At 43.8% G+C, this 12037-nt stretch carries 15 protein-coding genes; 9 read left to right on the top strand and 6 right to left on the bottom strand.

Features of this window, described 5'->3' with window-relative positions:
- Positions 1-5 precede the first annotated feature (5 nt).
- Positions 6-647 carry an SDR family oxidoreductase gene (locus P8596_RS03480; RefSeq protein ID WP_279725895.1) on the bottom strand — a complete coding sequence of 214 codons (642 nt, stop codon included), beginning with the start codon at positions 645-647 and terminating at the stop codon, positions 6-8.
- A gap of 778 nt (positions 648-1425) precedes the next feature.
- Complete coding sequence (locus tag P8596_RS03475) at positions 1426-2040, bottom strand: HAD-IA family hydrolase (RefSeq protein ID WP_224521332.1); 615 nt, start codon at positions 2038-2040, stop codon at positions 1426-1428.
- A 115-nt stretch (positions 2041-2155) separates the two neighbouring features.
- Here P8596_RS03475 and P8596_RS03470 point away from each other — a divergent pair, with 115 nt between their 5' ends.
- The 6 genes from P8596_RS03470 (at position 2156) to P8596_RS03445 (ending at position 4755) form a co-directional block, all read left to right on the top strand.
- The gene (locus P8596_RS03470) at positions 2156-2938 is read left to right on the top strand and encodes a CPBP family intramembrane glutamic endopeptidase (RefSeq protein ID WP_224521333.1); all 783 of its coding nucleotides are present in this window, start codon (positions 2156-2158) and stop codon (positions 2936-2938) included.
- Positions 2939-2958: 20 nt separating this feature from the next.
- Positions 2959-3414 (top strand): hypothetical protein, encoded by a 456-nt coding sequence (locus P8596_RS03465; protein ID WP_224521334.1) that lies wholly within the window; start codon positions 2959-2961, stop codon positions 3412-3414.
- A gap of 26 nt (positions 3415-3440) precedes the next feature.
- A complete protein-coding gene (locus P8596_RS03460; protein WP_224521335.1) occupies positions 3441-3887 on the top strand; it encodes a hypothetical protein in 447 nt (148 codons plus the stop codon).
- 16 nt (positions 3888-3903) lie between these two features.
- The gene (locus tag P8596_RS03455; protein ID WP_224521336.1) at positions 3904-4089 is read left to right on the top strand and encodes a hypothetical protein; all 186 of its coding nucleotides are present in this window, start codon (positions 3904-3906) and stop codon (positions 4087-4089) included.
- 82 nt (positions 4090-4171) lie between these two features.
- Entirely contained in the window at positions 4172-4492 is a 321-nt protein-coding gene (locus tag P8596_RS03450) for a DUF3221 domain-containing protein (RefSeq protein WP_224521337.1), read from the top strand.
- A gap of 77 nt (positions 4493-4569) precedes the next feature.
- Entirely contained in the window at positions 4570-4755 is a 186-nt protein-coding gene (locus P8596_RS03445) for a hypothetical protein (protein WP_224521338.1), read from the top strand.
- A 47-nt stretch (positions 4756-4802) separates the two neighbouring features.
- Here P8596_RS03445 and P8596_RS03440 read toward each other — a convergent pair whose 3' ends face one another.
- Positions 4803-5684: a sulfite exporter TauE/SafE family protein gene (locus tag P8596_RS03440; RefSeq protein WP_224521339.1), complete on the bottom strand. Its 882-nt coding sequence runs from the start codon at positions 5682-5684 to the stop codon at positions 4803-4805.
- 189 nt (positions 5685-5873) lie between these two features.
- Entirely contained in the window at positions 5874-6242 is a 369-nt protein-coding gene (locus tag P8596_RS03435; RefSeq protein WP_279725894.1) for a YkvA family protein, read from the bottom strand.
- 163 nt (positions 6243-6405) lie between these two features.
- On the opposite strand from P8596_RS03435, the gene P8596_RS03430 reads away from it, so the two are divergent.
- Together P8596_RS03430 and P8596_RS03425 are read left to right on the top strand one after the other, a co-directional pair.
- On the top strand, positions 6406-6732 hold the full coding sequence (locus P8596_RS03430) for a YnfA family protein (RefSeq protein WP_279725893.1): 327 nt from the start codon (positions 6406-6408) through the stop codon (positions 6730-6732).
- A gap of 57 nt (positions 6733-6789) precedes the next feature.
- A complete protein-coding gene (locus tag P8596_RS03425; protein WP_279725892.1) occupies positions 6790-7359 on the top strand; it encodes a DUF6434 domain-containing protein in 570 nt (189 codons plus the stop codon).
- Between the two features lie 89 nt (positions 7360-7448).
- On the opposite strand, the gene P8596_RS03420 is transcribed toward P8596_RS03425, so the two are convergent.
- Positions 7449-9305 (bottom strand): dienelactone hydrolase family protein, encoded by a 1857-nt coding sequence (locus P8596_RS03420; protein WP_279725890.1) that lies wholly within the window; start codon positions 9303-9305, stop codon positions 7449-7451.
- A 164-nt stretch (positions 9306-9469) separates the two neighbouring features.
- A complete protein-coding gene (locus P8596_RS03415) occupies positions 9470-10852 on the bottom strand; it encodes a vWA domain-containing protein (RefSeq protein ID WP_279725889.1) in 1383 nt (460 codons plus the stop codon).
- 170 nt (positions 10853-11022) lie between these two features.
- On the opposite strand from P8596_RS03415, the gene P8596_RS03410 reads away from it, so the two are divergent.
- Positions 11023-11616, top strand: coding sequence for a dienelactone hydrolase family protein (locus P8596_RS03410; RefSeq protein ID WP_279725888.1), 594 nt, complete (start codon positions 11023-11025; stop codon positions 11614-11616).
- Positions 11617-12037 lie beyond the last annotated feature (421 nt).

Genomic DNA, 12037 nt, shown 5'->3' with positions numbered 1-12037 from the left:
TTTATTTATACGTTTTTAACGGCTTCTCCTATTCCAGTGCTTCCTGAAATAAGATCGAATCCTTTGTTAAACGTGCTCGCTTCCGTTAACGATGCCACGATGGTTCTCGCCACATCTTCACGCGGGATGGATCCTCTTTCAAGATTCTCAGCCGCCGATACTTTGCCTGTACCTTCTTCGTTCAGCAATCCACCCGGACGGATGATCGTATAAGTAAGTCCACTGTCCTCAAGTGCACGGTCAGCAAAATGCTTCGCTACATAATACGGCTTCAGGGAGTCGTTCCAGTTCTCACGATGATTAGCCTGCAGGGCACTCACGATGATGAAGCGTTCGATGCCTGCCTCTTTGGCAGCCTCCATCGTTTTCACCGCTCCGTCAAGATCGATGAGGAGGGTCTTGTCTGAACCCGTGCTGCCACCTGATCCTGCAGAGAATACGACGGCATCGGCTCCCTTCAATCCATTTGAGATTTGATCCACCGTACCTTCCAAATCAACCAGTGCAGCCTCCACTCCTTCTTGTTCAAACGACTGTACCTGCTCTTCTTTCCTCACAATGGCTCTCGGAGTATGTCCGTCTTCCTTCAAGAATCCGACCACTTGCTTCCCGATCTGTCCATTTGCTCCAACAACTGCTACGTTCATAACCTCATCTCCTTATTCCGATAATTTTGGTATGAATTTATCATCACATGTTTGTCAGGGTGATGACAAATCATCTGTTTGGTGTGTGCTCATATAATGTATCCGAAATGGGGAGTTTCAAAACACGGGGGAGCACCTTTGAAAGTGAAGCTTAAAAGATCCATCCTTGGGTATGTATACATCAAAAGGAAGTGGTACTGTGATTACAGCTTATTTTTTAATCGTCATAATCGCCGTCTCATTAATTGTGTTGCCTTCTTTGCCGTTTTCAGAATGGCCCATCTTCACAGTCTTGTTCTCTGTTTTTGTTTTTGGCATGAGGTATCTGACCAAAGTGAAGAATCTACTGATTTCCACCTTTATCGCGTTCATCTTTGCCATCGCTACAGTTTATTGTTTGAACAGATTCACTTCTATTGAAATCCCCTACTTTTTTATCTTCTTTATAGGGATAGTCAACATCATATATGCAGCTATCATAAGAAAAAAATGAATAGAAGAGTGATCTATCCGAAGCGGAGGTATTAATACGTATAAGACCTGGTATCGAATGGGAAGATTTGTTCAAATTAGAGAGTATCATAGACTTTTGAGGAGTGGATATATGTTTAGAAAGGCGTCGGTGGACTGGAATTGCGTCGTTTTTTTATTAATTGCGTCATTTTCAGATTTATTGCGTCGTTTTCGCAATAATTGCGTCATTATTTTGTTTTATGCGCCATTTACCAAAATTAACCACAAAAGACCACCAAGGTCCGTCCCTCAATGGTCTCCATCCTTAAATAATCTTATATAATTCTTCCACACTCGTCACGACGTAATCAGCGTGGGGATTCTCTACCATCTCATCTGCAAAGTAGCAGGAACTGATTCCGGCATTTTTCCCCGATTCGAGATCCAGATCCCGGTCGCCGATCATGATCGCTTCTGATGGATCGATATCATGGGTGCGGATCAGATGCTGAATGGCATTCGGACTCGGCTTTCTTTCAAATCCGTGTTCGGAGGTGATGAAATCAGAGAAGTAGCCCGTCAGCCCGTAGCTCTCCAGCATCGTGATGGAAGATTCACCTCTGTGGGTGTACAGGTAATTCCTTCGCCCCGATTCATGAATATACTTACATATTTCAGCGATTCCTTCAAAGGGCTTGGACAAATCGAACTCGACTTCTTTTCTGCGGACATTGTAGGCTGAGATAAACTCGTCCCCGATCCCATATTTTTCACCATAGTGTTTGAAAGTGTGAGTCATCGATACCTTCATTTGTTTTATGATGTCCTCTAACTGTTCCTCGATTCCCTGGCTGTCCAACGTGTCTTTGAAGGCTCCCGCCATCACAGGGTATGTATCAAAAAGAGTGCCGTCAAAGTCCCAAATGATATGCTTGTACATGTCCTAACCCCTCTCCTATGTAAACTATCTTCATCGTACCACAATGAAAAATGAACAGATACAAAACAGGAAAATTATGTTAAAATATTTTCAACGATTGCCCTAGGAGGACTATATGAACCGCTCACCGCATACCCTTTTCCTGATAAGCTCTTCCGCCCTGTTTTTCTCAGGGATCATCCTTCTGTCGTATCGGGCATACGGATGGGGACTGTTGCCGATGCTCGGGCTTTTCATCCTCTATTTATCTACCAAAAACAACCGTTCCATCGCTTCCTTATTCCTATTCTTCCTTGTCGGGTTCCTGACCTCTCAATGTGCAACAGGCTGGATCAACGGCTGGGATATATCAAAAGAAACCAACATCCTTTTGAACAGAAGTTTTCTTATATTCATCCTTGTGGCCTTAGCCGTCTCACAATGGATAGCAAAGAAAAAGGTCCGATTCTACATGAGATTACCGGATTGGAGTAAGCGCATCTCTATGTCTTCACACACCATTCCATTGCCTCTTTTTTTATTGATCGGACTTGCGGGATCAAGCACCATCTTCATTCCCCTTATCTGGTCGGAGGGAATCAGTGAGGTGAAATCATTATTCCTATACGCAATAGGATTCACGATCCTGAACGCTACGCTGGAAGAACTCATATGGAGAGGCGTCATACTGTCGTCATTGCTCCGAGATACCTCTGTCATTTACGCCGTCACGGTGACAAGTATTGGATTCGGACTCCTACATCTCTCCATCGGGATCCCGCTCCTCCTCAGTCTTCTATTCTCTTTCGGAGGACTTTTTTACAGCATCGTAGTCTTGAAGACAGATAGCATCTATCCTTCAATCGCCTTTCATATGGTGATGAATATGGGGATGGTGTTGAATGGGTGGATCAACTAAATGGCAAGGAGTCTAATAAAATGAATGATATTGAATACTGGGATCTTACCAGCGATCCAACAGGTGATACGTACCGAGCTCTTATTGAATCACTGTGCACCCATTCCGATAGCTTTTACTTTATCACCCGGCAGGAACTTCCTTATAATCAAGAGATCTTAAAGGAGTTCGATCCATGGATCTTCAAAAGATACAAAACAAAAAATTGGGCAAATACCGCGACTTTGGGACCCCCGGCCACGGTTTATCAGATGGAGGCAAATAAACAGACCTGTTTGTTATTGCAACAAAGTGCACAGAGCTTATACGACTGGATATCTCCAGTGTTACCTGAAGATTTGACCTTCATTAAGAATGGCTTCACCTGGTTTTCTTCGACCACTCATGAAGAAATGGCTGAGTTTGTCATTCGTTCTGAGTGTTATCGAAATATCATAAAGTCCATTCCTGGATTACAAGTTAAGCGAACAGAGTAAAATAAGATTGGATGTCACTGAATGCTATGACAAAGCTTCTATGCGGTTTAATCCTCTTCGTGACCCTGACAGGTTGCATCGCAGAAGATTATGACTTCACTCCCCCCACTGTCACCCTTATGGAAACAGACAGCGTCGACTCCGTTGAATTAACCGAAACCAATATTGATTGGCGTGGAGAAAACGGTAAACCATTGGAAAAAGAAACGAAAGAAGTAGTAGACTTCGCACGGAAACAGAAGGAACTCACCTTTCCATCCGGTCAGCAGGTAGACGTCCTTTTTGACAGTGAAGACTTTGCCGTCGAGGAGTTACGTGCATTCTTATGGCTGGGTAATGAAAAGTGGCAGCTGGATATCGGGGAGGACCGTTCCTTCACACTCCCTAGAGGAAAAGGGTCCTACGTGTTGGAGGTCGACCTTCAAACGGATAGAGGCAGTGCGCAGTATGTTGGGAATATTGTTATCGAGTAAATAGGGAGGTGAAGATATGGAAATTCCATTGATCATACTGGGGGCACTCTTCGGCATACTTTTTTTCTACATGATCATTGAAAGGGCCGTACGGGATGGGATCAACAACTCGGTCATCGGTCAATATTTGGATAAAAAGCATGGAATCAAAGAGCCACAGGGGGATGAAGATTTGTACGACGATACGTTCAAGGGGGAATGATGGTTGTTTGGGATGACAGTGGAAGAAAGAAGGATGTAACCTCCCTCCCCTTTCTCTCGACTAATTCATTGAGGTGAATTCAATGAAATTGCAAGGCTTATGGATTCTACTAGTCGCGACCCTGCTTCTAGGATGCGAAGACAAGGAACCGATATATGACAACATGTCCGACAATAAAATACTGCACGGGAAAGTTCTTGAAAAACGCAGCAAGGGAATGACTCTCGCTTTAACCGAGGAATCAAGGGATAGATACTCTGAAACGATTCGTGTATCTGTTACGGACGAAGAAATGATCAAGCTTGTAGAGGAAGGACAGAGTCTAACTGTTTGGTATGACTTCGTTCGGGAGTCCGATCCTCCCCAGACTAAAGCACTAAAAGTAGCAATCATAAAGAAATAGATGGAGACCACCACCACTACTCTCTGAAAATATGATACTCTTAATTAACAATAATTGGAATGAAGAGGGCGTTCACGATGAAATACCTTAAATCCTTTTTAGCTTTTGAATGGATCACCATTATAGGAGCATCCATAGCTCTATACACACGCTGGGACTTTCCACTTAATATGTGTATCGGAATCGTGGTTCTTGGCATGATCCTTACCCTATATTTTACGAAAAAGTATGAATCAAGTGATGATAATGTAGAAGATATGTAATAAATGGGGATCTAACTGAACTATCCCCCCGAGATCCCCTCCTCCTTCTACAAATTAATTCCCCTATTCTTTATCAGGCTAAAGATGATCCCACCAATCCAAATAACGGCAACAAGAATATAGGCTCCCATGGAAATATCACCGCTGACACCTCCAGCTTTCAATAACGTATTGAGGTTGGTAAGGACTATAAACCCACCCACCAGGACCCCAAGAAGATAGGAAGGCATGATTCTAACCAGCCACGCTGCTAGCGGTGCAGCCAGAACGCCTCCAATAACAAATGCCAGCACCCAGAACCAGTTGAACTGTTCCCACCCCAGAAACAGAACAAACCCCGCGGTTGCTGCAATCGTAACGATAAATTCACTTGTATCAACCGTCCCTACTACTTCACGGGGGGAAGTGTGTTTGTTTGCCATCAGGATGGGGGTGTTAATTGGTCCCCAACCTCCTCCACCTATCGCGTCAAAGAAACCCGCAATTGCTCCAAGGGGGAAAAGAAACCGTTTCTTTAACAGTTTACCGCCACTACTCGAAGTCACTTCATTCACCTGTCTCCTGGAAGTGAGCAGGAATCGGAAGAATATATACGCTCCCAACAGCAGGAGGAATGAGGAAATATAAGGTTTGATTAAACCTCCGGGAATATTGCTCAGGAATGCTGCCCCTACGAAAGCACTGATGGCCCCTGGTATCGCCAGTAAGAGGGCCATACGTTTGTTGACATTCCCGAATTTATAATGGGAGAAACCGGATGCTGCAGTCGTAGCAATCTCTGACATATGAATAGATGCAGAAGCAACGGCGGGAGCCACTCCATACGCCAACAATAAGGACGATGACGTCAATCCAAAAGCCATCCCCAGCGAACCATCCACTAACTGTGCGAAGAAGCCGACTATAGCAAAGATCAATAATTTTCTCATCTCAAATCCTCTTTTCTTCAAAATGAAATTTAATATTTATTATTTATATAAGATTACTCGGAATTATGTGCAAAAAATAAAATCAATAGTAAAAGGCTCTGAATCATTAAGATTCAGAGCCTTGGTTTTCTCATCAACTATTCTTTAAATCATTGGGCAGGAAGTGTAGCCATCTTAAGGGATGACCAATCACAACTTCCCATCAACCTCAGACGTATCCACCCCTTCACCAAACCAGTCAGCGAGCTTCGCCTTGGCCTTCGCTTTCACTTCATCATCGATATACATGGATACCTGCAATAACGCGAGACCCAGGGCCCCAAGGTCATCTGTAAACCCTATCCCCACTGCCATGTCCGGAATGAAATCTGTCGGGAGGATGAAATATCCCAGTGCCCCGATGATGACCATCTTCGACTTCTTTGGAACATCCGGCTTTTGCAGGACAAAATAAAGGAGCAGCGCCGTATATACGACGGAATGTCCAGCCTTCACACCATACCTTTTTAACTTATCCCAAAATTTCTCTTCAGAAAAATGTTTCTCCGTGTTGTCCATTTCCTCTCCACCTTCGATTAATGATAGGTCCTTCACTTTTGTTTCTTTTATTGTAGAAGGTTTTGAAGAAATAGACAAATGGTTGCAGACGGGAGTTCTAACCAACTGGCTAATAATGTAGGTTATAATTCAAGTACGCAAATTTATGTAGGGAGTAATTCATATGATTAATGCCATCATTTTATTCACCCTTGCCGGAATCGCGGAAATCGGCGGAGGCTACCTTATCTGGCTTTGGCTCAGGGAAGGAAAACCTGCCTATTGGGGAGTCGCCGGTGGGATAGCCCTCGCACTCTACGGCGTCATCGCCACCTTCCAGTCCTTCCCTTCATTCGGCCGTGTCTACGCGGCTTACGGCGGGGTCTTCATTGTCCTGTCCGTCCTGTGGGGATGGGGAATCGATAAGAAGACACCTGATCTGTATGATTGGGTCGGTGCCGGGATATGTATCGTTGGGGTTGGTGTGATGCTGCTTGGCCCTAGGCAGTAGACAAACAGGAACACTCGTTCAAAAATGGATATAAATGGAATTTGAGGAGCTGGTACATTGAGACCCACCTTAAACAGGGACACACCAATTGAAATATTTGAAGAGTACTATTGGTTAAAAGAAGAACTTCAATCCTTCTGCCGCGCTAACGGAATCAGCACTTCCGGTTCAAAGATAGAGCTATCAGATCGAATTTGCACTTTCCTGGAAACAGGCGAAATCAAAAAGCCCGTCAGAAAATCAAAAGGGATTCGAAACACAAACCATAATGAAGTGTTAAGTCTAGATACCGTCATTACGGACCATCATCGTTGCAGTCAAAACGTCAGAACCTTCTTTAAGTCTGTCATTCCCGGTTTTCATTTCTCTACCTATATCCAAAACTATTTTAAAGATAATGCAGGGAAGACGTATCGTGGTGCAATCGAAGCTTGGTATGAAGAAGACAAACGGAAGAAAGACCCGACATACGAGAAGAAAATCGCACCTCAATTCGAATACAATCAATTCACACGTGACTTCTTTGCCGACCCGGCCAATAAAGGGAAAAAGAGAGAAGATGCCATTAAAGCCTGGAATGAAATCAAGAAGCTTCCGGGGAGTAATAAGTATGTTGGGGGTCCTTGATGCGAAGAAGGTCCGTCCCTAATGTTTTATCCCGTACAGTAAAAAAGCCCACGGTCCTCTACAGGTTCCGTGGGCTTTCCATATTTATCTTAAAGCTGCGTCAACGTATTCGTCACCGTCATGATCGTAATGATGAACGCATTGATGAACCCTGCAAGATAAGGATTTCCCGTCACTTTGTAAATCTTACGGGAAACAACGGCTGCTACCATCAGGATTACGATGATCGGGAACAACCAAATTCCGATGATGTGAGACAGATCATTGTAATATACTTCCCCTGTCACAAAGAAGGCAATATACTGGATGGCCACCAGGATGATGATGGCAAGTGAATTGAACAGGGTCAATACGGCCGTGTTCATCCATTCCTTCTGCCCTAGTTTAATAAAGTTAAAGCTATTGATAGCAATGGAGTTCGCTACATAGAATACAAGGAAGAAAGGTAGATATTTCAACGCGATCAATAGTTTATCAGGGGTGAATGCTTTTACCGTCAGCACCCATAAACGAAAATCTGTTTTAAAGAAATAATCCGCTATGAACACGAGGCTGTACGACAATACTGTGACACAAAGGGCAAGCCCGATCGTTTTCACCAGTGTCCGGAAGCTGATGACCACCCCAGACACCCTCAGGTCCATTCCGTTCTTCTTGGCATAGAAGAAATAGCATGCCCCCACAACCATTAACGTAAAGAGACCAGTGACCAAACACCACATACCGATATAAAAAGGTGGGAACTGTGGAAAGAACGGTGTAATATGTTCCACGGTCCAGGTGGATAACTTCAAATAACTGAAATAAGACACGAGCGCACCCGCAATGAGGCCACCCCAGAACCAAAGCTTCCCTCGTCCATTACGGAATGTCACTGGCTCAGCTTCTTTTTCAGCTCGTAGTGAAGCAAATGTTTCAGTGAAAAGAAGCCACTTGGTGATGCTCACGATGAAAATCACAAATCCGACCAAGCCTACAGCATTAAAGAACACTTTGTACTGCCAAACCTGGTTGTCAGCTGCGATCGGATGAGGTGCCCCAAGAGAATCTTCGAAAAACTCAAGGGTACTCGTCACGACATCCTTAGAAATATGGTTCCACGGATGGATCTGCGCAGGATTATAAATGACCCTCGCTGCTTCTTGACCGTCTACCTCCTGCTTATAAATCTCGTAGCTCTTCCGCTTCTCCCCTCCGGATGGATCGATTCCGAAATTGAGGAATGATTGTGCAGGTTCCGTATCAATAAAATCCCTCGGAACAGTGGCAGTACCGTCTTCTTTCAAACTTCTGAAGAAAAATTCATCGTACTGTGCGGCCACGATTCCGACATCCCTGGATCCATATACATTCAAATACTCACGATCCTTCGGCTGCATCGACCAATACAATGGCTCTGCCGGATCACTCGTATACATGGCATCATTGGCAATTAACAGCACAGACGAAATCAAGGGTTCATCCCTCTTATTATCTTCATTGATGGACCAGTTGGCGGCACGAGCTCCATTGGAATGGCCAGTCACCCCAATCTTACTTTTATCTACATAAGGAAGATCCGCCAGTAGCTCTACGGCATCATACATGCCCGTCCCCCGGTTCATCCATTCCTCCGGTTTCACAGCATCCGAATTCCCGTGACCGTACATATCAATCGAAATGACGACGTACCCGCGTCTTGCAAGCTCCACGTAATTCAGATCCTGCATCTCCCTCGTATTGTACCAGCCGTGACTTGTCACAATCCCTGGCACCGGATTGTCCTTCGACACATCATCCGGAACATAGAGGAGCGCACTCATCATATGACCCGAGGGAGTTTCCCACCGCAGATCTTTTACGGTCACCTTCCCACCTGACGTTTGTACAAACGAGGCACCTATCGCACTGATTAAACACAAGACCAAAGCAATGACAACCCAACGGAACGACTTCCTTTTGCTCATCTCTAAACCCCCTGTAGCTCGTTCTTATAGGTTTGTGGTGTAGATAACCCTACAGTATAAGGATATTGGGGTTGTCAGAAAAAAAGACCTGGGGCTGATAGATTGATTGTCTACATGCAAGAAGGTCCGTCCCTCATTCTCGAGGGACGGACCTTCTTCCTTACTCAGTCATCCGATTCCAAAAACCGGTCTGTGATTTCGTCGTGTTTTTCTAAAAATGTGTCTGTATTGATGTCACTTAGTTCCAGGAACTTCTCTCTTGATTCGTCTCCAATGTTTAGATAGTTGTGTCTGTAAAGATCGATACTATCTAAATAAACACGAACATCCCAAATCTCTTGGTCATGGAGGTAATTGACCGCTGTCTGAAGATTACTGTATTCCCGCTGGTTATTATCTCTTTGTACTTCATTCCATACATTTAATTGATCCCTGATGGTCTCATGCAAATCATTCAACGCCTTCACCGAATCCTCATGCCACTGTGACCAAACCTTCGCCATATCTGCTGTCTGTTTGAATTCCGTCACCAGATCATCATGACTTCTCGCATTGATGTAATTTCCCCCTGAAGCATCGGCCATTTCTTTCAACTGTGCTAATCCCTCATTGTCTACCTGATACCCGATAATATTCAGGACCGGGCTGATATTGGAATCTGCCAGGGATTTGGCTGCTTTCACAGGGTCACCGTTACAGGTCTCCACTCCATCACTGACTACGTAAATAATATTAGTATTTTGCTTGCCATCATATTGTTGGAAATCTGCTTTGACCTCATCGATGGCTTTAGCCATGGGCGTCCATCCAGCGGGCTCAAACTGATTCAGCGCTTCCGAGAATTTTCCTTCATCATAATTCCCGAATGGGTAGACCTCTTCAATTTTAGAACAGGAAGACTTTTTGTCCTTATCACTTCCTGTACCGACATGTCCGTAAACCCTGAGTGAAACATTGGCATTCTCAGGCAGGTCCTTCACAAACTGCTGGATGGCATCCTTCGCAAGTTCCATCCGTGTCTTTCCATTTTCCACCTTCCCCATACTGCCGCTTGAATCCAACAGAATGGCAACATTGTAGTTCTCTTTTAATTGAAGCTCACCCTCTTTGCCGTTCGGATCTTCAAACTGCATGGACTTCCACTGATCGATTGGAACATCCACTTTCGTCAAATCCTCTTTAAAAAGGGAATACACATACCGCTGCATCTTTTCGATATCCTCTTTAGAAGACTCCTCCGTTAACGTTGGCAGGCTATCAAGCTTCTTTTTTATGTCTTCCTCACCCGTAAACCCTTTTTCATACTCATTACCCGAAAACTCCCCAATCGTTGGATACTCGGCTGATTCCGAGAATGTTGTCGGCACCGGTGGATAGTCTTTGTCTATTTCTTCCGTTTTCTTATTCGCCTCTTTATCCTTTTTTACCTTTTCTTCTTTTTTCGGTTCTTTCTCTTCAGATTGTGATGTTGTGGATTCTTTGGAATTGCAGGCAGCTAATGTCACAAGCAACACCATCACAATCAACGTGTATACTACTTTTTTCATGAAGTTCTCCTTTCCATTATCAGATGGTTTATGTATGTTCATAAAATGACCCATCTATCATTATTTTCCAAAGTACCCATGTGGTTCAATAGGAAAACATATCCATTATCTTTTATTCAGTCCAACCTTAAAAACGAGTAAAATAAAAGAAGCACGAAAGGAGGAATAACATGATTCGACTTCAACAAAATTCTAGTACGCTAGTGATAATAATCCACGAAATCTATGGAATCAACCAACACATTCAAGACTTCTGCGCATTCATCTCATCTCAAGGAAAGGACGTCATCTGCCCGGATCTTTTAGAAAAAGGGTCGGCTTTTGATTATTCTCAGGAAGAAATGGCTTACCGTTCTTTCGTCAAGGACATAGGCTTTGAAGAGGCGGTTGTCAAAATAAAGAGCATTCTCTCAATCTATCGACAAAAATACAAGCGAATTGTGATCATAGGGTTCAGTGCAGGGGCGACGGTTGCCTGGTTATGCAGCGATGATGAAAGGGTAGATGGTGTCATCGGCTACTACGGTTCACGGATACGAAACTATTTAGAGGTCAAACCACTGTGTCCAACTATATTGTTTTTCCCAGAAGAAGAACCCTCTTTCCAAGTGGATGAAGTGATTGCGATATTAAGACGAAAGAACATCGACATTGAAAAATATAACGGTACACATGGATTCAGTGACCCCTATTCGTCAAATTTCCATAAAGAATCCGCACAAAAAACGAAAAATAGAATCATCGATTTTCTGGATGAAGGTTGAAAGGATATCTCTGTCTTGATTGTTTCTTACATTCAGAGCGCGGAAACACTCTCTCTCGCGCCCGCTACACGCACGTTGTTGGTGTTGTTTTCTCTCTTCTTTCTCTAAAGATCTACAGTCTGTTTTCACTTGGATTCCATGGGTGATTCACATCGTTTGGGGCAAAGGAAAATAGGGGGGTCACCATGTTCATCAAGACCCTTGAATGATGTTATTGTTCTATCTTACATATGTATTGCCCCCCATTCACCCTCGACCTTAATATACTGACTTGATTTAAAACTGGATACCGTTTGTTTCAAGTTTTCCGATTCAATTAATTATCAGAAAATTAACTTTATTTTTTACCAACCCCATCATACAATAAAGGTATCGAAATTAAAGGAGGCTGTTTTCATGAGAAACATTGCGATGGTAACCG

The sequence above is a fragment of the Rossellomorea sp. DA94 genome (assembly GCF_029834455.1).
In the GTDB taxonomy this organism is placed as follows: domain Bacteria; phylum Bacillota; class Bacilli; order Bacillales; family Bacillaceae_B; genus Rossellomorea; species Rossellomorea vietnamensis.
This window is presented reverse-complemented; position numbering and strand designations above follow the sequence as displayed.

Bases quoted from the DNA above. Each gene is read 5' to 3' on its own strand.
- P8596_RS03465 (WP_224521334.1), top strand. From the start codon at position 2,959: ATGAATGATATTGAATACTGGGATCTTACCAGCGATCCAACAGGTGAT.
- P8596_RS03480 (WP_279725895.1), bottom strand. From the start codon at position 647: ATGAACGTAGCAGTTGTTGGAGCAAATGGACAGATCGGGAAGCAAGTG.
- P8596_RS03440 (WP_224521339.1), bottom strand. From the start codon at position 5,684: ATGAGAAAATTATTGATCTTTGCTATAGTCGGCTTCTTCGCACAGTTA.
- P8596_RS03450 (WP_224521337.1), top strand. From the start codon at position 4,172: ATGAAATTGCAAGGCTTATGGATTCTACTAGTCGCGACCCTGCTTCTA.
- P8596_RS03415 (WP_279725889.1), bottom strand. From the start codon at position 10,852: ATGAAAAAAGTAGTATACACGTTGATTGTGATGGTGTTGCTTGTGACA.
- P8596_RS03410 (WP_279725888.1), top strand. From the start codon at position 11,023: ATGATTCGACTTCAACAAAATTCTAGTACGCTAGTGATAATAATCCAC.
- P8596_RS03475 (WP_224521332.1), bottom strand. From the start codon at position 2,040: ATGTACAAGCATATCATTTGGGACTTTGACGGCACTCTTTTTGATACA.
- P8596_RS03445 (WP_224521338.1), top strand. From the start codon at position 4,570: ATGAAATACCTTAAATCCTTTTTAGCTTTTGAATGGATCACCATTATA.
- P8596_RS03470 (WP_224521333.1), top strand. From the start codon at position 2,156: ATGAACCGCTCACCGCATACCCTTTTCCTGATAAGCTCTTCCGCCCTG.
- P8596_RS03455 (WP_224521336.1), top strand. From the start codon at position 3,904: ATGGAAATTCCATTGATCATACTGGGGGCACTCTTCGGCATACTTTTT.
- P8596_RS03420 (WP_279725890.1), bottom strand. From the start codon at position 9,305: ATGAGCAAAAGGAAGTCGTTCCGTTGGGTTGTCATTGCTTTGGTCTTG.
- P8596_RS03430 (WP_279725893.1), top strand. From the start codon at position 6,406: ATGATTAATGCCATCATTTTATTCACCCTTGCCGGAATCGCGGAAATC.
- P8596_RS03460 (WP_224521335.1), top strand. From the start codon at position 3,441: ATGACAAAGCTTCTATGCGGTTTAATCCTCTTCGTGACCCTGACAGGT.
- P8596_RS03435 (WP_279725894.1), bottom strand. From the start codon at position 6,242: ATGGACAACACGGAGAAACATTTTTCTGAAGAGAAATTTTGGGATAAG.